Here is a 25,881-nt window from a genome sequence, read left to right on the forward strand (position 1 = left end):
CAGCGAGCGCACACTTACTACGGCGCCTGCGGGCGCCGTCGTCGTTGGACTCCCGTGTCCCGGTTCGCGGCCCGCGCGTAGGGCGCGCCAGGCGCCGTCGACGGAACGCTCTGTCCGGAGGGGCTCACCGCGACCCTTGCCGCGGGCGGGCGACCGCGCGACCGGGCGCATGAACGCCCGACCGACGGCGATGCTGGAAACCTGCGACTCGACTACTTCGCGGCGCGCTGGTTGAAATAAACCGGCTGCGGCGGACTCGACGTTGCGACCGCCTGATCCTTCGCCGGCTTCGGCGCGGCCACGGTCGTCGAGACCTTGACGTCCTTCGCCACGGGTGCCGGTGCGGCTGCGTCCTTGCTGGCCGCGATCGACGCGTCGGGCGGCGAGTTGGCGGCCTTGTCCACCTCGCAGGCGAGCGCGGGAGTCGCGAGGACGATCGTGACGGCGGCGACGATGAGCGTGCGCATGACAGACCTCCGGGCGGTGGAATTTCCTACGCTACGCCTTCTGCGAAAGCTGTCAATATGCTGCCCGAATTGCCGCGCCACTCGCCGGGACCGGGGGCCTCGCCCGCCGACGTTTCACGTGGAACGTGCCGGGACCGGCGCCGGTCGAGCTGCTCCGGTTTGGGCGTGGCCCGGTCGATCGTCCAAGGCTGGGAGCGCGGCCGACGGATCGACTCCGCATGCGGCTCAGCTGCTGGTCGGGTCATTCGGGGTTGGACAGGAGCGGCATCGCTCCACTTCTACTTCGATCGCGTCGCGTCGACGCGAAGGACCCGGACGGTCCCGCGCGAGGCAGCTACCCGGCGCGTGGCAGCTGTATCGCGCGTAACCCTCGCCGTCCTTATCAATCGAGCTTGCCGTGGAGCCATCAGCCGGCCTGACAACCTTCCGACGCCTGGCACTCGTTCTCCGGCGCTCGCAGATCCCGATGCTCCACTACCGCCATGGCCATCTGGACGAAGGCGCCGGTGCGACGTTTCACGTGAAACTGGAGCGTGAACTCCCGATGGCGCGCACGGCCGATTCACGCTAGAATCGTGACCGCGGCGTTGCCGAGCGGCGCGCTGTTTATTCTTGATAATCATGGACTTCGCTCAGCGTTTCCAGGTGATCGTCGTCGGGGGCGGCCATGCCGGCACCGAGGCGGCGCTCGCCTCGGCGCGCACCGGCGCATCGACGCTGCTCCTGACGCACAGCATCGAGACGCTCGGGCAGATGTCCTGCAACCCGTCGATCGGCGGGATCGGCAAGGGCCACCTGGTACGCGAGGTCGACGCGCTCGGCGGTGCGATGGCGATCGCCACCGACGAGGCCGGCATCCAGTTCCGCACGCTGAACGCAAGCAAGGGACCGGCGGTGCGCGCGACGCGCGCGCAGGCCGACCGGCTGCTCTACAAGGCCGCGATCCGGCGGCGCTTGGAGAACCAGCCGAACCTCACGCTGTTCCAGGCGGCGGTCGACGATCTGATCGTCGAGGGCGATCGCATCGCCGGCGTCGTCACGCAGATCGGGTTGCGCTTCTTCGCCGATGCGGTGGTGCTGACGACCGGCACGTTCCTGTCGGGGCGCATCCACGTCGGCATGGAGAACCACGAGGCCGGGCGCGCGGGCGAGCCCGCGGCGAAGCGCCTGGGTGCGGCGCTGCGCGAGCGCGAGCTTCCGGTCGGGCGGCTCAAGACCGGCACGCCGCCGCGCCTCGACGGCCGCACGATCGACTTCGCGTCGCTCGAAGTGCAGCCCGGCGACGAACCGCAGCCGGTGTTCTCGTTCATCGGCACGCGCGCGATGCATCCGGCGCAACTGCCGTGCTGGATCACGCACACGAGCGAGGCGACGCACGAGATCATCCGCGGCGCGCTCGACCGCTCGCCGCTCTACGCGGGCGTGATCGAGGGTGTCGGTCCGCGCTACTGCCCGTCGATCGAGGACAAGGTCGTGCGTTTCGCGCAGCGCGCGTCGCACCAGGTGTTCCTCGAGCCCGAGGGGCTCACCACGCACGAGATCTATCCGAACGGCGTGTCGACGTCCCTCCCCTTCGACGTGCAGCTCGCGCTCGTGCGCACGCTGCCGGGCTGCGCGAACGCGCACATCCTGCGCCCCGGCTACGCGATCGAATACGACTACTTCGATCCGCGCGCGCTGCGGATGACGCTCGAGACGCGCGCCATCGGCGGACTCTTCTTCGCGGGCCAGATCAACGGCACCACCGGCTACGAGGAGGCCGCAGCGCAGGGACTCCTCGCCGGACTGAACGCCGCGCGGCACGCGCGCGGCGAGGAGGGCTGGCATCCGCGCCGCGACGAAGCCTACCTGGGCGTATTGGTCGACGACCTCGTCATCCGCGGCGTCTCCGAGCCCTACCGGATGTTCACCTCGCGCGCCGAGTACCGGCTGCAGCTTCGCGAGGACAACGCGGACCTGCGTCTCACCGAGCACGGCCGGCGACTGGGCCTCGTCGACGACGCGCGCTGGGACGCGTTCGCGCGCAAGCGCGACGCGATCGTGCGCGAGGTCGAGCGGCTGCGCTCGACGCAGGTGAATCCGAACGTCGTCGCGCATCACCAGATCGAACGCGTCGTCGGGGCGCCGCTCGAGCGCGCGCACACGCTCGACGAACTCCTGCGCCGTCCCGAAGTCGGCTACGCCGCGCTGATGACGCTGCCGGGCGCGGGCGCCGCGGTCGACGATCCCGAGGTCGCGCTGCAGGTCGAGGTGTCGATCAAGTACGCCGGCTACATCGAGCGTCAGAAAGACGAGATCGCGCGCACGCTCGCGCAGGACGAGACGCGGCTCCCCGGCGATCTCGACTACGAGACGGTGCGCGGACTGTCGACCGAGGTGCGAGAGCGGCTGAACCGCCAACGCCCCGAGACGATCGGCCAGGCGTCGCGGATGCAGGGCATCACGCCGGCGGCGATCTCGCTCCTCCTCGTGCATCTGAAGCGCGGCTTCGGCCGCGAGGATGCAGCATAGGATGTGGCCCCCCCGAAGCGACCTGCGGCTGCCTCCGCCCGAGGGGGCACAATGGCCGCGGTAGCGAGCGAAGCGGTCACGCTGGAAACGGGCATCGCGCGGCTGGGCGTGCGGCTGCCGGAAGGCGGCGTCGCGGCGCTCGAGCGCCACCTCGCGCTGCTCGCGAAGTGGAACCGCACCTACAACCTGACGGCGATCCGCGAGAGCGAGCGCATGGTCACGCACCACACGCTCGACGCGCTCGCGATCGTGCCGCATCTGCCGTCGCGCACGGGGATCCGCGTGCTCGACGTCGGAAGCGGCGGCGGGCTGCCGGGCATTCCGATCGCGATCGCGCGGCCGGACGCGCGTGTCGTGATGATCGACGCGAGCACGAAGAAGGCGGCATTTCTCGCACAGGCCGCGATCGAGTTGCCGCTGCCCAATGCGCAAGCGCATGGCGTGCGCATCGAGGACTACGCGAGCGCGGCGCCGTTCGACGTGGTGGTCTCGCGCGCGTTCGCGGATCTCGCGACATTCGCGCGCGCCGCGCTCCCGCATCTCGCCGATGATGGTCGGGTGCTCGCGATGAAGGGTGCGCTGCCGGGCGACGAGATCGCGGCGTTGCCCGCGGACGTGGAAGTCGTCGACACGCCGCGCCTCGACGTGCCCGGGCTCGACGGCGAGCGGCACCTGGTCGTGATGAGGGCACGATGAAGACACCGCGGATCATCGCGATCGCGAACCAGAAGGGCGGCGTCGGCAAGACGACCACCGCGGTCAACCTCGCGGCGAGCCTCGTCGCGATGAACCGCCGGGTGCTGCTGGTCGACCTCGACCCGCAGGGCAACGCGACGACCGGTGCGGGCGCGGACAAGCGCGCGCAGAGCGCGACCGTCTACCAGGTGCTGCTGGGCGAGCGGAAGATCGCCGACGTGCGGATCGTGTCGCCGACCGGCGGCTTCGACCTCGTGCCGGCGAACCGCGAACTCGCCGGCGCCGAGGTGGAACTGGTCGACCTGCCGGAGCGCGAGACGCGGCTCAAGGACGCGCTCGCCGAGGCGCTCTCGCAGATGAAGAACGCGATCGGCGAGGTCGCCGGCGAGTACGACTTCGTCCTGCTCGACTGCCCGCCATCGCTCTCGCTGCTGACCCTCAACGGCCTGTGCGCGGCCGACAGCGTGCTGATCCCGATGCAGTGCGAGTACTACGCGCTCGAAGGGCTCTCCGACCTCGTGCAGACGGTGAAGAAGGTGCGCGCGCATTTGAACCCGTCGCTCGAGATCGAGGGCCTCTTGCGCACGATGTACGACCCGCGCAACACGCTCGCGCAGAACGTCGCCGCCGAACTCGAGAAGCACTTCGGCGACAAGGTCTACCGCACCGTCGTGCCGCGCAACATCCGGCTCGCCGAGGCGCCGTCGCACGGCATCCCGGCGCTCAAGCTCGAACTGCAGTCGAAGGGCGCGCAGGCCTACCTCGCGCTCGCCGGCGAGATCCTGCGGCGCATGGAAGCGCGCGCGGCATAGCGCGGTTACGCAGAGCATCTCCACAGGAGTCGAAGGTGATCCGACCGAAGGGACTGGGACGCGGGCTCGACGCGCTCCTGTCGGGCGGCGGCGACGTCGCGCCGGCGAAGGATTCGCAGCAGACGCTCGCGATCGACCGGCTCGCGCCGGGGCGCTACCAGCCGCGCACGCGGATGGACGAGGCCGCGCTCGACGACCTCGCGGCGTCGATCCGCGAGCAGGGCGTGATGCAGCCGATCCTCGTGCGGCCGGTCGACGGCGGCCGCTACGAGATCATCGCGGGCGAGCGGCGCTGGCGCGCCGCGCGGAAGGCGGGCCTGCGCGAGGTCCCGGTGCTCGTGAAGGCGGTGCCCGACCAGGCGGCGCTCGCGCTCGCGCTGATCGAGAACATCCAGCGCGAGGACCTCGACCCGATCGAGGAGGCGCAGGGGCTGAAGCGCCTGGTCGACGAGTTCGGCATCACGCACGACGAGGCGGCGAAGGCGGTCGGCCGCTCGCGCAGCGCGGTCACGAACCTGCTGCGCCTCACGCAGCTTCCGAAGGCCGTGCAGGACTACGTGCAGGCCGGCGCGCTCGACATGGGGCACGCGCGCGCGCTGCTCGCGCTGCCCGCCGCGCAGCAGACCGCAACCGCGGTGCGCGTGGTGAACGGCGGACTGTCGGTGCGCGAGACCGAGCGGCTCGTGCACGGGCTCCTCAACCCGGCGAAGCGCGCGGCGCGACGCAGGCACCACGCACGCGACGCCGACACGATCCGGCTCGAGAACGAACTCGCCGACGCGCTCGGCGCGAAAGTGACGATCGAGGCGAAGCCCGGCGGCAAGGGACGCGTCGTGATCGCCTACGCGTCGCTCGAGGCGCTCGACGGGATCGTCGCGAAACTCAAGTAGCGCGGGCGATCGCCCCGGCGGGTGCGGCACCGCAGGGCGCGTGACGCGGGGCCGGTGGGCGCAGGGGGCGTCACCCGCGGGGAACCTCCGGATCGCGGCGCGATCTACCGCAGGGCTGAGGCGTTCGGAGCAATGGCGCGGCCAAGGCGGTCGATCCCGGCGCGGGACGATAGTCCGCCGAGACGTTGTGTCGCATCAAGGCGCGGGCGCGCGCCTCCGCGCACCATCGCGGCACGAAACGAACGGTCGAGGGAGAGGACATGCAACGACGTGCGGTGATCCGGGCATTCGCGGGAGCGCTGGCGGCGGTCGCGTTGCCGGTGCGCGCGGGGGCGCCGGCGGTCAAGGTCTACAAGTCGCCGACCTGCGGCTGCTGCACCGGCTGGGTCGACCACATGCGCGCCGCGGGCTTCGCGGTCACGGTCGACGACAGCGGCAACACCGCCGCGCGCTCGCTTCTCGGCATTCCACCGTCGCTCGGCTCCTGCCACACGGCGGAGGTCAGCGGCTACGCGATCGAGGGTCACGTGCCCGCGGCCGACGTGAAGCGCCTGCTCGCCGAGCGGCCGAAGGCGCGCGGCCTCGCGGTGCCCGGCATGCCGATCGGATCGCCGGGCATGGAGATGGACGGCCGCCGCGACCGCTACGACACGCTGCTCGTGCGGCGCGACGGGACGACTGAGGTTTTCGCGCGCCATTGAGCGCGCAACCCGTGGGTCGGCCTTCGGGCCGACACGTTCCTTCGTGTCGACACGAACCCCGTCGGGCTGAAGCCCGACCTACCGGGAGGCGGCACGTCGGGCTGAAGCCCGACCTACCGGGGGGGCGGCACGTCGGGCTGAAGCCCGACCTACGAGGATGTCGCAGCGGCGCTCAACGCGCCGCCACCGGAGTCGCCGCCGCCTCTATCCTCTGACTCCTGACTCCTGATTCCTGACTGCTGAGTCCTACAACTGCCTCAGCATCGTCTGCGCATCGGAGACTTCGAACTTGCCGGGAGCCTCGATGTTGAGGGTCTTGACGACACCGTCGTCGACCAGCATCGAGAAGCGTTGGCAGCGCATGCCCATGCCCTTCGCGTTCAAGTCGAGCTCGAGGCCGAGCGCCTTCGCGTAGTCCGCGCTGCCGTCGCCCAGCATCCGGATCTTGTCGCCGGTGTGCTGGTCGCGCGCCCACGCGCCCATCACGAACGCGTCGTTGACCGACAGGCACGCGATCGCGGCGACGCCCTTCGCCTTCAGCTTGTCGAAGTTCTGCAGGTACGAAGGCACGTGCTTCGCCGAGCAGGTCGGCGTGAACGCTCCGGGCAGGCCGAAGATCACGACCTTCCGGCCCTTGACGAAGTCCTCGACCTTGACCGGGTTGGGCCCGATCGAGCAGCCGTCCTTCTCGACCTCGAAGTACTCCATCAGCGTCCCGGCGGGGAGCTTGTCGCCGACCTTGATCGTCATGTCGCGTTCTCCGTTCGTCTTGTGGGGGGCGTGTCGATTTCACCGCTCCTGGATCGTCGAGGATCGCAGCGACCGGCGCGAAGATCAACCCCGCGCCTTGCGGGGACACGGCGCTTTGGCGTAGCGTGCCGCCTCCGGCCCCCGCGAGCCGCCGGCTGCCGCGACCGTTCCCACGCACACGGAGGTCCGCATGCCCGCATCGTCCCACAGCAGCAAAGCCGCCACGCGACGCACGACCGTTCTCATCGCCACGCGCAAGGGGCTGTGGACGCTCTCGAGCGATGCCGCCCGCTTGCGCTGGACGCTCGCCGGTCCGCGGTTCCTCGGGCACAACGTTCACCACGCGATGGCCGATCCACGCGACCCGCGCCATTGGCTCGCCGCCGCGCGTACCGGGCACCTCGGACCGACGGTGTTCCGCTCGGCCGACCGCGGGCGGACCTGGACCGAAGCCTCGAAGCCGCCGGCGTTCGATGCCGGGACCGGGCGCACCGTCGACCACACGTTCTGGCTCACGCCGGGCCACGCGAGCGAGCCGGCGTCCTGGTATGCCGGCACTTCACCGCAGGGCCTGTTCCGCTCGACTGATCATGGCGCGACCTGGACCGGGGTCGCGGGTTTCAACGCGCACCGGCAGCGCAAGGCCTGGTGCGGCGGCGACCAGGACGGCACCCCCGACGGGCCGAAGATGCATTCGATCCTCGTGGACCCGCGCGACGCGAAGCATCTCTACATCGCGATGTCCTCGGGGGGCGTATTCGAGTCCGTCGACGCAGGGGCCGACTGGACGCCGATCAACCGCGGAGTGAAGGCTGACTTCCTCCCCGAGCCCACGCCGGCCTTCGGCCACGATCCGCACTGCGTGCGTTTCGCCGGCGGCGATCCCGACCGGCTGTGGCAGCAGAACCATTGCGGGCTCTACCGCCTCGATCGTCCGTCGACCGAATGGATCGACATCGGCGGCGGGATGCCGAAAGCCGTGGGCACCGTCGGCTTCCCGATGGTCCCGCATCCGCGCGATCCGGACACCGCCTGGATCTTCCCGATGGACGGCTCCGACGTGTGGCCGCGCGTGTCGCCGGGGGGCCGGCCGGCCTGCTTCCGGACCGCCGACGCGGGCCGGACGTGGAAGCGGCTCGACACCGGTTTGCCGCGCGCGCAGGCGTGGTGGACGGTCAAGCGCCAGGCGATGACGCAAGATGCTCGCGACCCGGTCGGCCTCTACTTCGGGACGACGTCGGGCGAGGTCTGGGGCAGCCGCGACGAGGGCCGCACCTGGAAGCTCCTCGTGCGCAACCTGCCGCAGATCCACGCGGTCGAGGCGTTCGCCTCCTGAAGGCCCGCGTGATCGCGCGCTACCGCGTCCGGATCCCGTCGCCGTTGCGGTCCTACACGCTCGGCCATGCCGAGGTCGACGTGACGCTGCCGGAACTCTCGCCGGATGCCGCGCCGCCACTGCGCGCGATCATCGCCGCGCTCGATTCGTCGTTTCCCGGCATCCGCTTTCGCATGATCGACGAACAGGGCGCGATCCGGCCGCACATCGCGATGTTCGTCGGGCCGAAGGCGGTGCGCGACCTCGCCACGCCGGTGCCGGCGGGAACCGAGGTGATGATCGTCGCGGCGCTGTCCGGCGGCTGAACAGAGCAAAGGGGTCAGACTCGGTTGATCTTCAGTTCAGATCAACCGAGTCTGACCCCTTTGATGGTTGCCGCAGGGCAGCATCGAACGGACGTTCAGTCGCGGCTTGCGCTGGCTCAAGGAACCGGTGCAGCGTCGCTGCATCGCAGCATTTCCTTGCCGCCGGATGGTTGAAACCGTTACAATCGACAGGTTTGCTCGGTTCGCCGGTGGCGTTCCTTCCGTCGAGGGCGCCGGCGTGATACCTCCGCTCAAGTCCAAGCCGATCCGCACCGTCCTCGCCTGGCAGGCGATCGCCACCGCAGCGATCGCGGCCGTGTCGGGAGGGTGGGCCGGCTTCCACGCGGCGCTGTCGGCCGCGCTGGGCGGTGCCATCACGCTGTCCTCGACCGTCGTGTACGCGTTCGTGCTGGGGATCGGGCCGAAGGCCACCGCCGGCGCCTCGGTCGTCACGATGCTGCGCGCGGAGGGGGCGAAGATCCTCGTGATCCTCCTCCAGCTCTGGCTGGTGCTCGCGGCGTACAAGGACGTCGTGGTGGCGGCGCTGTTCGCCGCCTTCGCGGTGACGGTGTTGCTGTTCTCGACCGCCCTGTTGGCGCGCGAGTAGAACGACGGAAGAACCATCGATGGCGGCCGGCTCCGAACTCTCCCCCACGAGCTACATCCAGCACCACCTGACCTTCCTCACCCACCCGGTCAAGGAAGGCGGCGGGTTCTGGACGATCAACGTCGACACGCTGGTGACGTCGCTGATCCTGGGCGTCCTGTGCTTCGGATTCATGTGGTGGATCACGCGCAAGGCGACCTCGGGCGTCCCGTCGAAGACGCAGGCCTTCATCGAACTCGCGATCGGGTTCGTCGACAACGAGGTGCGCTCGGCCTACCAGGGCACGAGCCGGCTGGTCGCGCCGCTCGCGCTCACCACGTTCGTCCTCGTGCTCTTCATGAACGCGATGGACTTCCTGCCGGTGGACATCATGTCGTGGATCTACCACAACGTGTTCCACCAGGAGACCTGGCGCAGCGTGCCCACCGCCGACGTGAACACGACCTTCGCGCTCGCCCTCTCGGTGTTCGCGCTGATGATCTTCTACAGCATCAAGGTCAAGGGCTTCGGCGGCTGGATCCACGAGCTCTTCTGCGCGCCGTTCGGGGCCAATCCGCTGCTGTGGCCGGCGAACCTGCTGTTCAACATCGTCGAGTACGTGAGCAAGCCGCTCTCGCACAGCCTGCGGCTGTTCGGCAACATGTACGCGGGCGAGATCATCTTCATGCTGCTCGGCATGTGGGCCGCCACCGGGCTGGTCGGCGTGATCGCCGGGGCGGTGCTGCACCTCGGCTGGTCGATCTTCCACATCCTGATCGTCGTGCTGCAGGCTTACATCTTCATGATGCTGACCATCGTGTACGTCGCGATGGCGCACGAGCACCACTGACGGACACGGGGCCTCCCGCTCCCGCGCCCGGCGTTCTTCGCACCACGCAACCCCGTCACCTTCCGCGACAACGAAAGGAAACAAGATGGACCCGAAACTGCAACTGCTCGCCATGATCCAGGCCTACACCGGCATCGGCATCGGCCTCATGATCGGTCTGGGCGCGCTCGGCGCCTGCGTCGGCGTGGGCATCATGTGTTCGCGCTTCCTCGAGGGCGCGGCCCGCCAGCCGGAGCTGATGCCCCAGCTGCAGACGAAGGTGTTCCTGCTGCTCGGCCTGATCGACGCGTCGTTCATCATCGGGCTCGGCATCGCGATGCTGTTCGCGTTCGGCAACCCGCTGCTCGCCGTCATCCCGCGCTAATGTCCAACGCGGGCCCGGCCCGACGCACGTAAGGAAGCCGTCATGGACATCAACCTGACGTTGTTCATGCAGGCGGCGGGATTCGCCGCGTTCATCTGGTTCACGGCGAAGTTCGTCTGGCCGCCGCTGATGAACGCGATCGAGACGCGCCGCAAGGAGATCGCCGACGGACTCGCGGCGGGCGAGCAGGGCCGCCAGAACCTCGCGTCGAGCGAGAAACGGGTGGCCGACATGCTCACCGAGGCGAAGTCGAAAGCCTCCGAGATCGTCGCGCAGGGCGAGAAGTTCCGCTCCGAGACGATGGACCGCGCGAAGGTCGAGGCGAAGGCCGAGGCCGACCGCATCGTCGCCGCCGCCAAGGCCGAGATCCAGCAGGAAGTCGCCCGCGCCAAGGAGTCGCTGCGCAAGTCGGTGGCGGATCTCGCGGTCACCGGCGCGGCGAAGATCCTCAAGCGCGAGGTCGACGCGAAGGCGCACGCCGACCTGCTCGCCGAGATCCAGAAGCAGCTCTAGACCGCACGCCATGGCCGAACTCTCCACCATCGCGCGACCCTACGCAGAAGCGGCGTTCGAGATCGCGTCGGCCGAGCGGGCATTGCCCGCCTGGTCGCAGATGCTCGAACTCGTCGAGTCCGTGGCGTCCGACGCGCGGATGCGCGTGGCGCTCGCGAATCCGACGCTCGGCGACGACGCGAAGGAATCGCTGTTCCTGTCGATCTGCGGGGAGCGCCTCGACGCCGACGCGAGGAGCTTCGTGCGCGTGCTGATCGAGGCGGACCGGATCGGTCTCGCCCGCGAGATCCGCGAGGTGTTCGAGAAGCGCCGGCACGACGCCGAGGGCGTCGCGCGGGCGTCGATCGAGAGCGCGATGCCGCTTGCCGACGCCGACCTCGCCGCGCTGAAGGCGGCGCTCGGGCGGCGCTACGGCAAGAAGGTGGAGGCCACCGTCAGCGTCAATCCGGCGCTGATCGGCGGCGCGCGCATCACGGTGGGCGATACGGTGATCGACGACTCCGTCGCGGGCAAGCTCGCCGCGATGCAGAACGCCCTCACGGCCTGACAGACCACGAATCGAGCGTGACACGGGCGGAGCGCCCCCACGACGCGAGGAAACCATGCAGTTGAACCCATCCGAAATCAGCGAACTGATCAAGGCGAAGATCCAGAACCTGGACACCGGCGCGCAGACGCGCACGCAGGGGACGGTCGTCTCGGTCACCGACGGCATCTGCCGCATCCACGGGCTCGCCGACGCGATGCAGGGGGAGATGCTCGAGTTCCCGGGCAACACCTTCGGACTCGCGCTGAACCTCGAGCGCGACTCGGTCGGCTCGGTGGTGCTGGGCGAGTACGAGCACATCACCGAGGGCGCGACGGTCAAGTGCACCGGACGCATCCTCGCGGTCCCGGTCGGCCCCGAACTGATCGGGCGCGTCGTCAACTCGCTGGGCGAGCCGATCGACGGCAAGGGCCCGGTGAACGCGAAGATGACCGACGTGATCGAGAAGGTCGCGCCGGGCGTCATCGACCGCCAGTCGGTGAACCAGCCGGTGCAGACCGGCCTGAAGTCGATCGACGCGATGGTGCCCATCGGGCGCGGCCAGCGCGAACTCATCATCGGCGACCGGCAGACCGGCAAGACGGCGGTCGCGGTCGACACGATCATCAACCAGAAGGGCAAGGACCTCATCTGCATCTACGTCGCGATCGGCCAGAAGGCCTCGACCATCGCGAACGTGGTCCGGAAGCTCGAGGAAAACGGCGCGATGGCCTACACGATCATCGTGGCGGCGAGCGCGTCGGAGTCGGCCGCGATGCAGTACATCGCGCCCTACTCGGGCTGCACGATGGGCGAGTACTTCCGCGACCGCGGGCAGGACGCCCTCATCATCTACGACGACCTGACCAAGCAGGCCTGGGCCTACCGCCAGGTGTCGCTGCTGCTGCGCCGCCCGCCGGGCCGCGAAGCCTATCCGGGCGACGTGTTCTACCTGCACTCGCGCCTGCTCGAGCGCGCCGCGCGCGTCAACGCGAAGTACGTCGAGCAGTTCACCGGGGGCGAGGTCAAGGGCAAGACCGGTTCGCTGACCGCGCTGCCGATCATCGAGACGCAGGCGGGCGACGTGACCGCGTTCGTGCCGACCAACGTGATCTCGATCACCGACGGCCAGATCTTCCTCGAGACCGACCTCTTCAACGCCGGCATCCGCCCCGCGATCAACGCGGGCATCTCGGTGTCGCGCGTGGGCGGCAGCGCGCAGACCAAGGTCATCAAGAAGCTCGGGGGGGGCGTGCGTCTCGCGCTCGCGCAGTATCGCGAGCTCGCCGCGTTCGCGCAGTTCGCCTCCGACCTGGACGACGCCACGCGCAAGCAGCTCGACCGCGGCCGCATGGTGACCGAGCTCATGAAGCAGCCGCAGTACTCGCCGATGTCGGTCGCCGACCAGGCGCTGACGCTGTTCGCCGTGAACCGCGGCTACTACGACGACGTGCCGGTCGAGAAGGCGCTCTCCTTCGAGTCGTCGCTGCGCGCGTTCATCGGCAGCAAGTACAAGGCGCTGCACGAGCGGGTCGCGAAGAACATGGACCTCTCCGAGGGCGACGAGAAGGAACTCGCCGCGGCGATCGAGGACTTCAAGAAGACGGGCACCTTCTAGTCGACGGACGAAAGTGCAACCCTACTTTCGTCCGATGAGGCTTCCCGAAAATCGCCGGCGGAGCCGGTCGATTTTCGGCGGCAGGAGCTAGGAAAGAGCGCGATGGCGGGATCGAAGGAAATCCGCAACAAGATCAAGAGCGTGCAGAGCACGCGCAAGATCACCAAGGCGATGGAGATGGTCGCGGCCTCGAAGATGAAGAAGGCCCAGGACCGCATGCGTGCCTCGCGCCCGTACCTCGAGCGCACGCTCAACATCGCGGTCCACATCGCGCAGGCGAACGCCGAGTACAAGCACCCGTTCCTCGCCAAGCGCGAGAAGACGAAGCGGGTCGGGGCGATCGTCGTCACGACCGACAAGGGCCTGTGCGGCGGCCTCAACACCAACGTGCTGCGGCTCGCCAACCAGAAGCACAAGGAGTGGCAGGCCGCCGGCGTCGGCGTCGACTACGTCGCGGTCGGCACGAAGGGCCTCGCGTTCCTGACCCGGATGGGCTGCAACGTGATCAGCAGTGTCGTGCAGCTCGGCGACCGTCCGCACGTCGAGCGCATGGTCGGGCCGGTGAAGGCGCTGCTCGACAAGTACATCGCCGGCGAGGTCGACGAGGTGTGGCTGTTCTACACCGCGTTCATCAACACGATGAAGCAGGAATCGCGCGCCGGCCGCATCGTGCCGGTGCCGATGCAGTACCGGCCGCCGGGCTCGGCCGACGTGGTGCGGCCCGAGTCGGCGACCGGCGCCTGGGACTACATCTACGAGCCGGACGCGCGCACGCTGCTCGACGGCATGATGCGCCGCTACATCGAGGCGATCGTCTACCAGGCCGTCGCCGAGAACATGGGCTCCGAGCAGTCGGCGCGCATGGTCGCGATGAAGGCGGCCACCGACAACGCCGGCAAGATCATCAACGAGCTGCAGCTCATCTACAACAAGACGCGCCAGGCCGGGATCACGAAGGAACTCTCGGAGATCGTCGGCGGCGCGGCCGCGGTGTGACGCTCCCGCCGCCACCGAATCACGACATCAGACGGAAGACATCATGAGCCAAGGCACCATCGTCCAATGCATCGGCGCGGTCGTCGACGTGCAGTTTCCGCGCGACGCGATGCCGAAGGTCTACGACGCGCTCGTCCTCGAGCAGGACGCGACCAACAAGCTCGTCGAGCAGGGCCTGACCTTCGAGGTCGAGCAGCAGCTCGGCGACGGGATCGTGCGCACGATCGCGATGGGCAGCTCCGACGGATTGAAGCGCGGCATGAAGGTGCGCTCCACCGGCGAGAACATCAAGGTGCCGGTCGGCCCCGGCGTGCTCGGGCGCGTGATGGACGTGCTCGGCCGGCCGATCGACCAGCGCGGCCCGGTGAAGGCCGACGAGCGCCGGCCGATCCACGCGCCCGCGCCGAAGTTCGACGAACTCTCGCCGTCGACCGAACTCCTCGAGACCGGCATCAAGGTCATCGACCTCATCTGTCCGTTCGCGAAGGGCGGCAAGATCGGGCTGTTCGGCGGCGCCGGCGTCGGCAAGACCGTCAACATGCTCGAGCTCATCAACAACATCGCGAAAGAGCACTCGGGCCTGTCGGTGTTCGCCGGCGTCGGCGAGCGCACGCGCGAAGGCAACGACTTCTACCACGAGATGAGCGACGCGAAGGTGATCCGCCAGGACGACCTCGGGCAGTCGAAGGTCGCGATGGTGTTCGGCCAGATGAACGAGCCGCCGGGCAACCGGCTGCGCGTGGCGCTGACCGGCCTCACGATGGCCGAGCGCTTCCGCGACGAGGGCCGCGACATCCTGTTCTTCGTCGACAACATCTACCGCTACACGCTGGCCGGCACGGAGGTCTCCGCGCTGCTCGGCCGGATGCCCTCCGCCGTGGGCTACCAGCCGACGCTCGCCGAGGAGATGGGCCGGCTGCAGGAGCGCATCACCTCGACCAAGGTCGGCTCGATCACCTCGATCCAGGCGGTCTACGTGCCCGCGGACGACCTGACCGACCCGTCGCCCGCGACGACCTTCGGCCACCTCGACGCGACGCTCGTGCTCTCGCGCGACATCGCGGCGCTCGGCATCTACCCGGCGGTCGACCCGCTCGACTCGACCTCGCGCCAGGTCGACCCGAACGTGATCGGCCAGGACCACTACACGATCACCCGCCGCGTGCAGGCGACGCTGCAGCGCTACAAGGAGCTGCGCGACATCATCGCGATCCTCGGCATGGACGAGCTCTCGCCCGAGGACAAGCTCGCGGTGGCGCGCGCGCGCAAGATCCAGCGCTTCCTGTCGCAGCCGTTCCACGTCGCCGAGGTGTTCACCGGCTCGCCGGGCAAGTACGTGCCGCTCAAGGAGACGATCCGCGGCTTCCGGATGATCGTCGACGGCGAGTGCGATGCGCTGCCCGAGCAGGCGTTCTACATGGTCGGCGGCATCGACGAGGCGTTCGAAAAGGCCAAGAAGATGCAATAGCGAGGAGCCGGCGCTAGCGCGAGGGCGGCGAACGGCGTCGCGCTCGCGGAACCGGTCCGACGCGCGATCCGGTTCGAGCGTCGGCGGCGCAGGAAGGCGCGTCCATGGACGTTGGAGGCGCCGTCGCTCAACCGGCCCACGCGTCGTTGCGTGGCGTCGATGGCAGATGAAGGGTGGCATCGATCATGGCAACCACGATGAAAGTCGACATCGTCAGCGCGGAAGAGCGGATCTTCTCGGGCGACGCGGAGTTCGTCGTGCTGCCGGGGGTGATGGGCGAACTCGGCATCTACCCGCGCCACACGCCGCTCTTCACGCAGATCCGGGCGGGCGCCGTGCGCATGAAACTCCCCGACCAGGCGACCGAGGAGCTGGTGTTCGTGCAGGGCGGCTACCTCGAGGTGCAGCCGCACGCGATCACCGTGCTCGCCGACACCGCGATCCGCGCGAAGGACCTGGACGAGAAGGCCGCGCTCGAGGCGAAGAAGGCCGCCGAAGAAGCGATGATGCACAAGACGACGAAGGAAGAGATCGCCGCCGCCGAGGCCTCGCTCGCCACCGCGATGGCGCAGCTCGAGGCGATCCGCAAGCTCCGGCATCGGAGCTGAACCGGGCGCCGGTCGGCACCACGCGACGGACTGCGGGGCCGCCGCGTCGCTCTCCTCCCGCGCATGCGTCGGTCATTTGATATGCGGCGTGCGCTCACGGCTTCGCGCCCGGGCGCCCGTCGCCAATGGCCTGTCGCAACCACCGCACGAACTGCGAGGTGGCCGCGCCGTTCCGTCCGCTGTCGGATCGAACCAGATAGTAGGACGTCGTCACGACGCTGAACTCCGGCGCGAAGGGCGCAACGAGACTGCCTCGGGCAAGCTCGATGTCTGCCAGCAGTTCGCTTTCGAGCACGACCCCCAGGCCCTCCGCGGCCGCGTCGATCGCCATCGTCGAGCGGTCGAGCCACAGTTCGTGCGCCGGACGAAGCATCGGCGATCCGACCTGACGCAGGTAATCCTTCCAGGTCAGCGCGTTCGCCGAGTGGATCAGCGTCGCCCGGACGAGATCGGCCGGGGCGTTCAAGGCGAGCACCTTCGCGAGCGCCGGACTGCACAGCGGGCGCAAGCGCTCGACGACCAGGGGTTCGACGTCGCGATCCAGCAACGGTGGGCGGCTGTACGAAATCGCGATGTCGAAGCGGGTGTTGTCGAGGTCGCGATGGTCGGACAGCGTTGACAGGCGAACCCGCGTGCCCGGGTGCTCGCGCAAGAATTCAGGAAGGCGCGGCCGGAGCCATTTGGCGGCGAAGCTCGGGCTCGCCGCGATCGCGAGGATGCCGTCCTGGGATTGCGGCGCGACGAGACGGGTGGCGTCCGAAATGAGGCCGAATGCCGATTCGATCTCGCGCGCATAGGTGCGTCCTGCGCCAGTGAGCGTCGCCCGGCCGGCATGCCGGTCGAACAGACGCACGCCGAGAAACGACTCGAGCTGCTGGATGTGGTGACTGATCGCGGAAGGCGTCACCGCGAGCTCCGTGGCGCCTTGCGCGAAACTCCCGTGCCGCGAGGCGGCCTCGAACGCGAGCAACGCCTTCAGAGGCGGCAGTCTGGCCTTTGCGATCGCCGTTGACTTTCGTTGACGGGGCGATGAGTTCTTTTCGCTGGCTCCCATGGGCGCCCCCCCCTACGATGCCGCGATGGAAGAGACCGTTCCGGGAAAGCGTGCCATGGACGACAGCCTGCTGCAAGCGTCGAAAGACTACCTCGTGCGATACGGTGGAGACGCGTTCCCGCGATTGTTCCGCTCGGCGAAAGGAACGATCGTCAAGGACAGCGACGGTCGCGAATACCTGGATTTCACCTCCGGGCAGATGTGCGCGACGATCGGCCACAACCATCCCGCAATCGTCGAAGCGGTCAATCGCGCCGGGCAGAAGGCCTACCACCTGTTCAGCGGAATGATCCCCGAAGTCGTCGCGGAACTCGCGCGGACGCTGGCGCGCGACTGGCTGCCCGGGGATCTCGAGCGTTCGATCTTCATCAACACCGGATCGGAAGCCACCGAAGTGGCGCTCCGAATGGCGAAGATGGTCACGGGAGGCTACGAAATCCTGGCGCTCGGCGGTTCATGGCACGGGATCACCAGCGGCGCGAGCACGGTGTCGTTCGCGAGCGATCGCCGAGGATACGGCGTCCCCGCGCCCGGCGTGTTCGTCATCCCGGAACCCAACGCCTACCGCCCCTACATCGAACGCGCCACCGAGGAGGAGTCCGCGCTGGCGAACCTCGATCTCGCGCTGAAGATGTTCGACATGCAGTCGACAGGGCGCGGCGCGGCGATCATCGCTGAGCCGATCATCAGTGCAGGCGGAGTGCTCGTGCCCCCGAAGTCGTTCATGCGTGCGCTCCGCAAGGCGGCCGACGACCGCGGCATGCTGCTGATCTTCGACGAAGCGCAGACCGCGTTCGGTCGGATCGGGACGAGGACCGGCTCTGAACACTACGGGGTGGTTCCGGACATCATGGCGATGTCCAAGACGCTCGGCGGCGGGCTGCCGCTGGCGGCGGTATCGACTACGGCGAAGATCGAAGACGAGCTCCACGCCAGGCACTTCACGTACTACACGAGCCACGTGTCGGATCCGTTGCCGGCCGAAGCCGGCTTGGCGGTGCTGAAGGTGATCGCCGAAGAGCATCTGGTGGCGCGCGCGCGCGAGATGGGCGCCTACCTCAGGCGACGCCTCGACGGCCTCGGGGAGAAATACGACGTCATCGGCGACGTTCGGGGCGTCGGCCTGTTGCTGGGGGTCGAACTGGTGACCGATCGGGCTTCGAAAACCCCGGCGCACGAGCTCGGCGCGCTGACGACGCGGAAGTGCTTCGAATACGGACTCAGCATGAACATCCGGCGGCGTCCGGAGCGCGGGGCCGTCTGGCGCATCGCGCCGCCGTTGACCGTGTCGACCGACGAGATCGACCGCGCCGTCGAGATCCTCGACCGGGCGTTGCGCGAGAGCCTCGATCGAGCGCCGCGGCCCGCAGTTTCCGCCGTCTCGGCGCCGGCGCACTGAGACGGAAACCGGACCGAAGGCGCCGGTTTTCCCGGTCCGGGCGGCGCCTCTGTTCGACGGACTTCGGATCTCATCCTCTTCGGGAGTGACCATGACTCGCACGCTGCTCCTCATCCTCGCCGGTCTCGTCGCGGGCCACGTCGACGCGCAAACGGCCCTGCCGGACACGCTGACGAAGGTTCGTCAGACGGGATCCCTCACGCTCGGCTATCGCGAATCCTCGCCGCCTTTCAGCTACATCGACGATCAGCAGAGGCCGGTCGGATTCTCGCTCGACCTGTGCGACCAAATCGTGTCGGGCGTCCGGCGGCACCTCGGGCTTCGGGAGCTCAAGGTGGCCTACCAGCCGGTCACGGCGGCGAATCGAATCCCGTTGTTGCAGAACGGCACGATCGACCTGGAGTGCGGTTCGACGACCAACACGATCGCCCGGCAGAAGGTGGTCTCGTTCCTGCTCACGACGTTCGTGACCGGGACCAGCGTGATGGTCAAGTCGTCGAACGGAGCTTCCGGTTTGCGCGACCTCAAGGGAGAGACGGTCGCGCTGACTTCGGGGACGAACAACATCAACGCGATCCAGGCCGCGAACCAGCGGGATTCGCTGGGCTTGAAGATCATCTACGGGAAAGATCACGCCGAATCGCTGCTCCTGCTCGAAACCGGCCGAGCGGCGGCGTTCAGCACCGACGAGATCCTCCTCTACAGCCTGCGAGCGAACGCCGCCAATCCGAAGCAGTTCAAGGTCGTCGGCGAACTCCTGTCGGAAGAGCCGTACGGCATCATGGTCCGGAAGGACGATCCTTCGTTCAAGGCGCTCGGCGACGACATCCTGCGCGGCCTGTTCAAGGACGGGTCGTACGGGCGGATCTACGCGAAGTGGTTCACCTCGCCGATCCCGCCGAAGGGCGTCAATCTGGAGTTGCCGATGAGCCCCGAGGTGCGGGCGATCGTGGCCAATCCCAGCGACCGGGGTTCCTGACGCCCAGGGATGACCCGCGCCATCGCGCGGAGGCGCGCCGCGTCGGACGGGTAGGCGCCCGCCGCCGGGCGTGACAGGCCCTGCGATCGAGGCGGGCAATGGGGCGATCACCTCGCCCGGCGCGCCTCTCGGTGCGGCCGGGCGAACGCTTCGCTGCCGCATCGTCATCGACGGTCCGCGAGGTTGGACGCGTCGGGGTCGCGCAGGGCTTCCCTCGTGATCAGCCGGACCGGCCGTTCGCCGCGACCGGCACCCGACGGGATCGGGGGCGCACGACACCGGCCGCCTCGAGTGTTTGAACGATCAGCGCGCCTCCGCTCCGTAGCCGACCGGGTGCCGACGACGTATCATCGGCGAGAGGGCACGAATGCGAGGCATGTTCCTTGCATGCCGTCTGACCACCATTGCACGAGCCCGCCGTCCCGACGCCATGATCCGCCGACTCGCCGCAGCGTTTGCCCTCGGGGCGCTCGCCACCGCCGCCTGGGCCCAGGCGCCGCAGCAGGAACTGGTGTTCGCCGTCACCGAAGGGGTGACCTACCAGGCGACGCCCAAGGAGATCCGCGACAAGTTCGCTCCGATCGCCCAGGTCCTCGCGACCGCCACCGGCCGCCGCGTGCGGACCGTCCTGGTGCCCGCCTACGACGACGCCCGCGCCGGGCTCAAGACCCAGGAGTTCGACGTCGCGTTCCTGCATCCGGCGCACATCCCGATGGCCGAGATCAAGGCCGGCCGCTACAAGGCCGTCGCGTGGACGCAGGGCTTCACCGAGTACACGGCTTCGATGCTGATGACCGCGGACCGGCCGTACAAGTCGATGGACGACCTGAAGGGCCGCACCGTCGTCACGCCCGACCCCGACTCGATCACCGCGTGGATGGTCCGCGCGATGTTCCGTGCGGAGAACGTCCAGACGACCAAGGAGCGCGAACCGACGCCTTCGACCGTCCGCGTCATCACGACCCGTTACCAGGATGCGGTCCCGTTCTACCTCGAGAACCAGTTCGCGCAGGTCGGCGTCACCGCGTCGAACGCCGTGGTCCGGGGTTGGACCGCGAAGGGCGGCAAGGTGCTGCTCAGATCCCGCCCGGTGCCGATCAAGCAGTTCATCGTCTCCACGCGCCTGCCCGCGTCCGACCAGCAGAAGATCCGCGACGCACTGCTCGGCCTCAAGGACGCGAAGGGCGGCCAGCAGGTGCTGGAAACCGTCGGATACAAGGGCTTCGTCCCGCCCAACCCCGAGATCGAGTCCTCGGTCATCGCCTGGCTCGGGCTGTAGCGTCGCCCTATTCCCGCGGACCCGTGCGGGCCGCACTCGCTGCCCTGTCGCGGCCGTTGACGGCGCGCCGGTTCCGCTTGATCGAACGCGGGACAATCGGGCACCATGCCGCGCCCGGAGAGTTCGATGACCCGTTCCCGCACACCTCCTGCCGCCGGCGGGGCAGCGCGCGCCGCCCCGACTGATCACGGCGTCGTCGCCAACCGTACCTACGCCGAACTCGCCGTCGGCGATCGCGAAACGATCCGGCACACGATGACCGCGACCGAGATCGAGGGGCTCGCGCTCGTCGCGGGCGAACTCGACCCGTTCCACGTCGAAGGCAGCCGCGAGCGCGAGGGTCCGGTGGCGCCGGGCGCTGCGGCGATCGCGATGGTGTCGAACCTGCTGTTGCGTCGCCTCCCTGGGCCGGGGACGACGATCGCCGACACCGCGATGCATTACGCCGGTTCGATCGCGGTCGGGGACGAACTCACCGCGACGGTCACCGTGCGGCAGAAGACCGCGAAGGGGCGCCGCGTCGCCTTCGCCTGCCGCTGCGAGAACCAGCGCGGCGAGGTGCTGGTCGAGGGCCTCGCGCACGTGATCGCGCCGGCTTCGCGCCTCGCGTACACGCCGATCGCCACGCCTTCGCTCATCCTGCGGCGCAACGACGGTTTCGCGAAGATCCTGCGCCGCTGCGCCGGACTGCCGCCGGTGCGCTGCGCGGTCGTGCACCCCTGCGACCGTGACTCGCTCGCCGGCGCGCTCGAGGCCGCGAAGCGCAGGCTGATCGTCCCGGTGCTGGTCGGACCGCTGAAGAAGATCCGCGCCGCCGCGACAGAGGCGCAGGTCTCGCTCGCCGGCGTCGAGACGCACGACACCGAGCACAGTCACGCGGCCGCCGCGCTCGCGGTCGAACTCGCGCGCAACGGCAAGGTCGACGCGCTGATGAAGGGGAGCTTGCACACCGACGAGCTGATGGGGGCGATCGTGCCCTCCGCAACGGGACTGCGCACCGCGCGCCGGGTGAGCCACGTCTTCGTGATGGACGTGCCGACCTATCCGCGCCTGCTCTTCGTGACCGACGCCGCGGTCAACATCTTCCCGACGCTCGACGACAAGGTCGACATCGCGCAGAACGCGATCGACCTGGCGTGCGTGCTCGGCGTCGAGACGCCGAGGCTCGCGGTCCTCTCGGCGGTCGAGACGGTGACGCCGAAGATCGAGTCGACGCTGCACGCCGCGGCGCTGTGCAAGATGGCCGAGCGCGGGCAGATCGCGGGCGGACTCCTGGACGGACCGCTCGCGTTCGACAACGCGGTGTCCGAACACGCCGCGCGCGCGAAGGGCATCGCCGGGGCGGTCGCCGGCCGCGCCGACATCCTGCTCGTGCCCGACCTGGAGGCGGGCAACATGGTGGCGAAGCAGCTCCAGTACCTCGCCGGCGCGGACGCCGCAGGCATCGTGCTCGGAACACGCGTGCCGATCGTGCTCACCTCGCGCGCGGACAGCGTGCGGACCCGGCTCGCCTCCGCCGCGGTCATGGCGCTCGTCGCGCACGCGAAGCGCGCCGTGGTGCCGCGATGAGCGACGCGATCCTCGTCCTCAACGCGGGATCGTCGAGCCTCAAGTTCTCGCTGTTCCTCGAGCGGCCGGCCCTCGAACTCGAACTGCGCGGGCAGGTCGAGGGGCTGGGCACCGCGCCGCGCTTCGTCGCGAAGGATCCGGCGGGTGGCGTCGTCGCGCAGAAGGCCTGGGACGGCGCGAAGGCGCTCGACCACGCCGGCGCGATCGACCACCTGATGGCGTTCCTCGCGGAGCGCGTCTCGCGCGAGGCGCTGCGCGCGGTCGGGCATCGCGTCGTGCACGGCGGAACGCGCTACGCCGCGCCGGTACGCGTCGATGCGGGCGTGATCGACGAGTTGGCGAAGCTGATCCCGCTCGCGCCGCTGCACCAGCCGCACAACCTGACGCCGATCCGCGCGATCGCCGCGCGCATGCCCGCGTTGCCGCAGATCGCGTGCTTCGACACCGCGTTCCACCAGAGCGCCCCGGCGCTCGCGCAGGCGTTCGCGCTGCCGCCCGAGATCACCGATCGGGGCGTGCGCCGTTACGGCTTCCACGGACTCTCCTACGAGTACATCGCCGACGCGATGCGCGCCGTCGACGCGAAGGCCGCCGCGGGCCGCATGGTGGTGGCGCACCTCGGCAACGGCGCGTCGATGTGCGCGATCGCGGGCGGCAGGAGCGTCGCGTCGACGATGGGCTTCACCGCGCTCGACGGGCTCGTGATGGGCACGCGGCCGGGCAACGTGGATCCCGGCGTGCTGATCTGGCTGATGGACGAGATGGGCATGGGGCCGCGCGACCTCGAAGCGCTCCTCTACCACCGCTCCGGGCTCCTGGGCGTCTCCGGCGTCTCGTCGGACATGCGCACGCTGCTCGCGAGCGGAGAGCCGCGCGCGAAACTCGCGGTCGACCTCTTCTGCTACCGCATCGGCCGCGAGCTGGGCTCGCTCGTCGCGGCGCTCGGCGGCATCGATGCGCTCGTGTTCACCGGAGGCATCGGCGAGCACGCGGCGCCGGTGCGCGCGGCGGTCGTGCGCGGGGCGCGCTGGCTCGGACTCGAACTCGACGAGGCGGCCAATGCGGCGGGCGTGTCGAAGATCTCGGTGTCGGGCTCGCATGTGAGCGCGTACGTCGTGCCGACCGACGAGGAGCTGATGATCGCGCGGCACGTTCAGGCCGCGGTGGCCGGACCGCGCGGCACATAGCCCCGGTTCCGGTGCGGGCGTATCATCGGGCGATGGACGCGCACCGGATCGAGAAGGACGCGATGGGCGAAGTCCGCGTGCCCGCTGACCACCTGTGGGGCGCGCAGACCCAGCGCTCGATCGACAACTTCCCGATCGGCGTCGGCCGCTTTCACTGGGGCCGGCCGGTGATCCGCGCGTTCGGCCTGGTCAAGCTCGCCGCCGCGCTCGCGAACGTCAAGCTCGGCGTGCTGGCGAAGGACAAGGCGGAGCTGATCGAGCGCGCCGCGCGCGAGGTCATCGACGGCAAGCTCGACGGCGAGTTCCCGCTGGTCGTGTTCCAGACCGGCTCGGGTACGCAGTCGAACATGAACGCGAACGAGGTGATCGCGAACCGCGCGATCCAGCTCGCGGGCGGCAGGGTGGGCTCGAAGGCCCCGGTCCATCCGAACGACGACGTGAACCGCAGCCAGTCGTCGAACGACACGTTCCCCGCGGTGATGCACGTCGCGCTCGTCGAGGAGATCGACCACCGCCTGCTGCCCGCGATCGACCGCCTGGTCGCGACGCTGGACGCGAAGTCGAAGAACTTCGCCGACGTCGTGATGCTCGGCCGCACCCACCTGATGGACGCCACACCGGTGACGCTCGGCCAGGTGGTCGGCGGCTGGGCCGCGCAATTGCGCGAGGGCCGCGGCTACGTCGTGCAGGGGCGCGATGCGCTGCTGCCGATCGCGCTGGGCGGCACGGCCGTGGGCACCGGCTTGAACGCACCGGCGGGCTTCGCGGAGGCGGTCGCGGCCGAACTCGCCGCGCTGACCGGCGCGCGGTTCATCACCGCGCCCGACAAGTTCGCGGCGCTGTCCGCGCACGACGCGGTGGTGCAGGCCAGCGCCGCGGTGCGCACGCTCGCCGGCGCGGCGATGAAGATCGCGAACGACGTCCGCTTCCACGCGAGCGGGCCGCGCGCGGGGTTAGGCGAGATCACGATTCCCGACAACGAGCCCGGTTCGTCGATCATGCCGGGCAAGGTCAACCCGACGCAGTGCGAGGCGCTGACGATGGTCGCCGCGCGCGTGTTCGGCAACGACGCGACCGTCGCGTTCGCCGGCACGCAGGGCCACTTCCAGTTGAACGTCTACAAGCCGGTGATGCTGCACGGCGCGCTCGAGTCGATCGAGCTTCTCGCCGACGCGCTCGCCTCGTTCGACCTGCGCTGCGCGCGCGGCATCGAGCCGCTGCGCGAGCACCTGCGCGCGAACCTGGAGCGCTCGCTGATGCTCGTCACCGCGCTCAACCCGCACATCGGCTACGAGAACGCCGCGAAGATCGCGCAGAAGGCGCACCGCGAGGGCACGAGCCTGCGCGAGGCGGCGCTCGCGCTCGGGCTCGTGTCCGGCGCGGACTTCGATCGCTGGGTCGATCCGGCGGCGATGACGCGGCCCGATCCGCTCGCGCGCTGACCCTGCCGGAGCGGCAGACGTGCACCGCTCCGGCGCGACCGCAGCGCAGTCTTGATCGCGCCGCTGTTTGGCGCGAAGCTATCGACTCCCGCTCCTCCCCCATGTCCTCAGAACCGAACTCCTGGCGCGACTGGATCGGCCGCACCGAGGCGCACACCGACCTCGTGACGGCGGCGCCGCTCTTCGCGCTGTCGGCCACCCTCGACCGCGACGACGCGAGGCCCGGACCCGGAAGCGAGGTGCCGCCGCTGTGGCACTGGCTGTACTTCATGCCGGTCGCGAAGGCGCGCGACATCGGTCCGGACGGGCACCCGAAGCGCGGCGGCTTCCTGCCGCCGGTGCCGCTGCCGCGCCGCATGTGGGCCGGTGCGCGACTCACCTTCGCGCATGCGCTGCGCGTCGGCGACGAGGTGACGCGCCGGTCGCGCATCGCGGACGTGACGACGAAGGAAGGGCGCAGCGGCACCCTGGTGTTCGTGACCGTCCACCACGAGTACCTCGATGCGCGGGGCGTGGCGATCACCGAGGAGCACGACATCGTCTACCGCGACATGCCGCCGCCGGGGACGCCCTCGCCGGCCGCGAAGTCCGTGCCCGCGCCCTCGGGCGAAACCTACGCGCGCGAGATCGCTCCGGACCCGGTGCTCCTGTTTCGCTACTCGGCGCTCACCTTCAACGGCCACCGGATCCACTACGACCGCAGCTACGTGACCGGCGTCGAGGGTTACCCGGGACTCGTCGTGCACGGGCCGCTCATCGCGACGCTGCTCCTCGACAATCTGCGCCGCCATCAGCCGGGCGCGCGGGTGAAGGCGTTCCGCTTCAAGGCGGTGAGCCCGCTCTTCGACATCCACCGCTTCACCGTGTGCGGCCGCGCGGACGACGCGCATGGCCACACGTTGTGGGCGCGCAACCACGAAGGCGGCCTCGCCATGGAAGCCGCCGCCGAACTCGCCTGACCTTCCCGCGGAACAC

The 25,881-nt window shown here is 69.4% G+C and carries 26 protein-coding genes; 23 read left to right on the forward strand and 3 right to left on the reverse strand.

The window, feature by feature from the left end:
• Positions 1 to 212 precede the first annotated feature (212 nt).
• Complete coding sequence (locus tag HS109_12470) at positions 213 to 467, reverse strand: hypothetical protein (protein ID MBE7523183.1); 255 nt, start codon at positions 465 to 467, stop codon at positions 213 to 215.
• Positions 468 to 1,088: 621 nt separating this feature from the next.
• Between HS109_12470 and mnmG the strand changes: the two genes are divergently transcribed.
• The 5 genes from mnmG to HS109_12495 all read left to right on the forward strand — a co-directional run bounded on the left by mnmG (position 1,089) and on the right by HS109_12495 (position 6,077).
• Positions 1,089 to 2,978, forward strand: coding sequence for a tRNA uridine-5-carboxymethylaminomethyl(34) synthesis enzyme MnmG (gene mnmG / locus HS109_12475; GenBank protein MBE7523184.1), 1,890 nt, complete (start codon positions 1,089 to 1,091; stop codon positions 2,976 to 2,978).
• Between the two features lie 51 nt (positions 2,979 to 3,029).
• Positions 3,030 to 3,674, forward strand: a complete 645-nt coding sequence (gene rsmG, locus HS109_12480; GenBank protein ID MBE7523185.1) for a 16S rRNA (guanine(527)-N(7))-methyltransferase RsmG — start codon at positions 3,030 to 3,032, stop codon at positions 3,672 to 3,674.
• A complete protein-coding gene (locus tag HS109_12485) occupies positions 3,671 to 4,486 on the forward strand; it encodes a ParA family protein (GenBank protein MBE7523186.1) in 816 nt (271 codons plus the stop codon). Before rsmG ends, HS109_12485 begins: the two co-directional genes overlap by 4 nt.
• A 35-nt stretch (positions 4,487 to 4,521) precedes the next feature.
• Positions 4,522 to 5,376: a ParB/RepB/Spo0J family partition protein gene (locus HS109_12490; GenBank protein MBE7523187.1), complete on the forward strand. Its 855-nt coding sequence runs from the start codon at positions 4,522 to 4,524 to the stop codon at positions 5,374 to 5,376.
• Positions 5,377 to 5,636: 260 nt separating this feature from the next.
• Positions 5,637 to 6,077: a DUF411 domain-containing protein gene (locus tag HS109_12495; GenBank protein MBE7523188.1), complete on the forward strand. Its 441-nt coding sequence runs from the start codon at positions 5,637 to 5,639 to the stop codon at positions 6,075 to 6,077.
• A 246-nt stretch (positions 6,078 to 6,323) separates the two neighbouring features.
• Here HS109_12495 and HS109_12500 read toward each other — a convergent pair whose 3' ends face one another.
• Positions 6,324 to 6,827 (reverse strand): peroxiredoxin, encoded by a 504-nt coding sequence (locus HS109_12500; protein ID MBE7523189.1) that lies wholly within the window; start codon positions 6,825 to 6,827, stop codon positions 6,324 to 6,326.
• A gap of 190 nt (positions 6,828 to 7,017) precedes the next feature.
• Between HS109_12500 and HS109_12505 the strand changes: the two genes are divergently transcribed.
• From HS109_12505 to HS109_12555, 11 genes are all read left to right on the forward strand, one after another.
• Entirely contained in the window at positions 7,018 to 8,163 is a 1,146-nt protein-coding gene (locus tag HS109_12505) for a glycosyl hydrolase (protein ID MBE7523190.1), read from the forward strand.
• Between the two features lie 11 nt (positions 8,164 to 8,174).
• Positions 8,175 to 8,468 carry a MoaD/ThiS family protein gene (locus HS109_12510; GenBank protein MBE7523191.1) on the forward strand — a complete coding sequence of 98 codons (294 nt, stop codon included), beginning with the start codon at positions 8,175 to 8,177 and terminating at the stop codon, positions 8,466 to 8,468.
• A gap of 106 nt (positions 8,469 to 8,574) precedes the next feature.
• Positions 8,575 to 9,075 carry a hypothetical protein gene (locus tag HS109_12515; protein ID MBE7523192.1) on the forward strand — a complete coding sequence of 167 codons (501 nt, stop codon included), beginning with the start codon at positions 8,575 to 8,577 and terminating at the stop codon, positions 9,073 to 9,075.
• 19 nt (positions 9,076 to 9,094) lie between these two features.
• The gene (atpB, locus tag HS109_12520; GenBank protein MBE7523193.1) at positions 9,095 to 9,904 is read left to right on the forward strand and encodes a F0F1 ATP synthase subunit A; all 810 of its coding nucleotides are present in this window, start codon (positions 9,095 to 9,097) and stop codon (positions 9,902 to 9,904) included.
• Positions 9,905 to 9,989: 85 nt separating this feature from the next.
• Positions 9,990 to 10,268 carry a F0F1 ATP synthase subunit C gene (gene atpE, locus HS109_12525; GenBank protein MBE7523194.1) on the forward strand — a complete coding sequence of 93 codons (279 nt, stop codon included), beginning with the start codon at positions 9,990 to 9,992 and terminating at the stop codon, positions 10,266 to 10,268.
• 42 nt (positions 10,269 to 10,310) lie between these two features.
• A complete protein-coding gene (locus HS109_12530; GenBank protein ID MBE7523195.1) occupies positions 10,311 to 10,781 on the forward strand; it encodes a F0F1 ATP synthase subunit B in 471 nt (156 codons plus the stop codon).
• Positions 10,782 to 10,791: 10 nt separating this feature from the next.
• Positions 10,792 to 11,328, forward strand: a complete 537-nt coding sequence (locus tag HS109_12535; GenBank protein MBE7523196.1) for a F0F1 ATP synthase subunit delta — start codon at positions 10,792 to 10,794, stop codon at positions 11,326 to 11,328.
• Between the two features lie 55 nt (positions 11,329 to 11,383).
• Entirely contained in the window at positions 11,384 to 12,925 is a 1,542-nt protein-coding gene (locus HS109_12540) for a F0F1 ATP synthase subunit alpha (protein MBE7523197.1), read from the forward strand.
• A 102-nt stretch (positions 12,926 to 13,027) separates the two neighbouring features.
• Positions 13,028 to 13,921, forward strand: coding sequence for a F0F1 ATP synthase subunit gamma (atpG, locus tag HS109_12545; GenBank protein MBE7523198.1), 894 nt, complete (start codon positions 13,028 to 13,030; stop codon positions 13,919 to 13,921).
• A 43-nt stretch (positions 13,922 to 13,964) separates the two neighbouring features.
• Positions 13,965 to 15,389, forward strand: coding sequence for a F0F1 ATP synthase subunit beta (gene atpD, locus HS109_12550; GenBank protein ID MBE7523199.1), 1,425 nt, complete (start codon positions 13,965 to 13,967; stop codon positions 15,387 to 15,389).
• A gap of 185 nt (positions 15,390 to 15,574) precedes the next feature.
• Positions 15,575 to 15,997 (forward strand): F0F1 ATP synthase subunit epsilon, encoded by a 423-nt coding sequence (locus HS109_12555; protein ID MBE7523200.1) that lies wholly within the window; start codon positions 15,575 to 15,577, stop codon positions 15,995 to 15,997.
• Between the two features lie 94 nt (positions 15,998 to 16,091).
• On the opposite strand, the gene HS109_12560 is transcribed toward HS109_12555, so the two are convergent.
• Positions 16,092 to 16,985 (reverse strand): LysR family transcriptional regulator, encoded by an 894-nt coding sequence (locus HS109_12560; GenBank protein MBE7523201.1) that lies wholly within the window; start codon positions 16,983 to 16,985, stop codon positions 16,092 to 16,094.
• A 121-nt stretch (positions 16,986 to 17,106) separates the two neighbouring features.
• Between HS109_12560 and HS109_12565 the strand changes: the two genes are divergently transcribed.
• From HS109_12565 to HS109_12595, 7 genes are all read left to right on the forward strand, one after another.
• The gene (locus HS109_12565; GenBank protein ID MBE7523202.1) at positions 17,107 to 18,450 is read left to right on the forward strand and encodes an aspartate aminotransferase family protein; all 1,344 of its coding nucleotides are present in this window, start codon (positions 17,107 to 17,109) and stop codon (positions 18,448 to 18,450) included.
• Positions 18,451 to 18,541: 91 nt separating this feature from the next.
• Positions 18,542 to 19,429, forward strand: coding sequence for an amino acid ABC transporter substrate-binding protein (locus tag HS109_12570; GenBank protein MBE7523203.1), 888 nt, complete (start codon positions 18,542 to 18,544; stop codon positions 19,427 to 19,429).
• A gap of 430 nt (positions 19,430 to 19,859) precedes the next feature.
• On the forward strand, positions 19,860 to 20,708 hold the full coding sequence (locus tag HS109_12575; protein ID MBE7523204.1) for a phosphate/phosphite/phosphonate ABC transporter substrate-binding protein: 849 nt from the start codon (positions 19,860 to 19,862) through the stop codon (positions 20,706 to 20,708).
• Between the two features lie 126 nt (positions 20,709 to 20,834).
• Positions 20,835 to 22,277, forward strand: coding sequence for a bifunctional enoyl-CoA hydratase/phosphate acetyltransferase (locus tag HS109_12580; protein MBE7523205.1), 1,443 nt, complete (start codon positions 20,835 to 20,837; stop codon positions 22,275 to 22,277).
• The gene (locus tag HS109_12585) at positions 22,274 to 23,464 is read left to right on the forward strand and encodes an acetate/propionate family kinase (protein MBE7523206.1); all 1,191 of its coding nucleotides are present in this window, start codon (positions 22,274 to 22,276) and stop codon (positions 23,462 to 23,464) included. The genes HS109_12580 and HS109_12585 overlap by 4 nt, the downstream gene beginning before the upstream one ends.
• Before the next feature lie 32 nt (positions 23,465 to 23,496).
• On the forward strand, positions 23,497 to 24,906 hold the full coding sequence (gene fumC / locus HS109_12590; protein ID MBE7523207.1) for a class II fumarate hydratase: 1,410 nt from the start codon (positions 23,497 to 23,499) through the stop codon (positions 24,904 to 24,906).
• A 101-nt stretch (positions 24,907 to 25,007) separates the two neighbouring features.
• On the forward strand, positions 25,008 to 25,865 hold the full coding sequence (locus tag HS109_12595; GenBank protein MBE7523208.1) for a MaoC family dehydratase N-terminal domain-containing protein: 858 nt from the start codon (positions 25,008 to 25,010) through the stop codon (positions 25,863 to 25,865).
• Positions 25,866 to 25,881: the final 16 nt, after the last annotated feature.

Source organism: Burkholderiales bacterium (assembly GCA_015075645.1).
Lineage (GTDB): Bacteria > Pseudomonadota > Gammaproteobacteria > Burkholderiales > Casimicrobiaceae > VBCG01.

Coding starts and splice junctions, on each gene's coding strand:
- HS109_12540 (MBE7523197.1), top strand. CDS start 11,384: ATGCAGTTGAACCCATCCGAAATCAGCGAACTGATCAAGGCGAAGATC.
- atpB (MBE7523193.1), top strand. CDS start 9,095: ATGGCGGCCGGCTCCGAACTCTCCCCCACGAGCTACATCCAGCACCAC.
- HS109_12580 (MBE7523205.1), top strand. CDS start 20,835: ATGACCCGTTCCCGCACACCTCCTGCCGCCGGCGGGGCAGCGCGCGCC.
- atpE (MBE7523194.1), top strand. CDS start 9,990: ATGGACCCGAAACTGCAACTGCTCGCCATGATCCAGGCCTACACCGGC.
- fumC (MBE7523207.1), top strand. CDS start 23,497: ATGGACGCGCACCGGATCGAGAAGGACGCGATGGGCGAAGTCCGCGTG.
- mnmG (MBE7523184.1), top strand. CDS start 1,089: ATGGACTTCGCTCAGCGTTTCCAGGTGATCGTCGTCGGGGGCGGCCAT.
- HS109_12535 (MBE7523196.1), top strand. CDS start 10,792: ATGGCCGAACTCTCCACCATCGCGCGACCCTACGCAGAAGCGGCGTTC.
- HS109_12505 (MBE7523190.1), top strand. CDS start 7,018: ATGCCCGCATCGTCCCACAGCAGCAAAGCCGCCACGCGACGCACGACC.
- atpD (MBE7523199.1), top strand. CDS start 13,965: ATGAGCCAAGGCACCATCGTCCAATGCATCGGCGCGGTCGTCGACGTG.
- HS109_12570 (MBE7523203.1), top strand. CDS start 18,542: ATGACTCGCACGCTGCTCCTCATCCTCGCCGGTCTCGTCGCGGGCCAC.
- atpG (MBE7523198.1), top strand. CDS start 13,028: ATGGCGGGATCGAAGGAAATCCGCAACAAGATCAAGAGCGTGCAGAGC.
- HS109_12530 (MBE7523195.1), top strand. CDS start 10,311: ATGGACATCAACCTGACGTTGTTCATGCAGGCGGCGGGATTCGCCGCG.
- HS109_12575 (MBE7523204.1), top strand. CDS start 19,860: ATGATCCGCCGACTCGCCGCAGCGTTTGCCCTCGGGGCGCTCGCCACC.
- HS109_12585 (MBE7523206.1), top strand. CDS start 22,274: ATGAGCGACGCGATCCTCGTCCTCAACGCGGGATCGTCGAGCCTCAAG.
- HS109_12495 (MBE7523188.1), top strand. CDS start 5,637: ATGCAACGACGTGCGGTGATCCGGGCATTCGCGGGAGCGCTGGCGGCG.
- HS109_12485 (MBE7523186.1), top strand. CDS start 3,671: ATGAAGACACCGCGGATCATCGCGATCGCGAACCAGAAGGGCGGCGTC.
- HS109_12565 (MBE7523202.1), top strand. CDS start 17,107: ATGGACGACAGCCTGCTGCAAGCGTCGAAAGACTACCTCGTGCGATAC.
- HS109_12500 (MBE7523189.1), bottom strand. CDS start 6,827: ATGACGATCAAGGTCGGCGACAAGCTCCCCGCCGGGACGCTGATGGAG.
- rsmG (MBE7523185.1), top strand. CDS start 3,030: ATGGCCGCGGTAGCGAGCGAAGCGGTCACGCTGGAAACGGGCATCGCG.
- HS109_12555 (MBE7523200.1), top strand. CDS start 15,575: ATGGCAACCACGATGAAAGTCGACATCGTCAGCGCGGAAGAGCGGATC.
- HS109_12470 (MBE7523183.1), bottom strand. CDS start 467: ATGCGCACGCTCATCGTCGCCGCCGTCACGATCGTCCTCGCGACTCCC.
- HS109_12595 (MBE7523208.1), top strand. CDS start 25,008: ATGTCCTCAGAACCGAACTCCTGGCGCGACTGGATCGGCCGCACCGAG.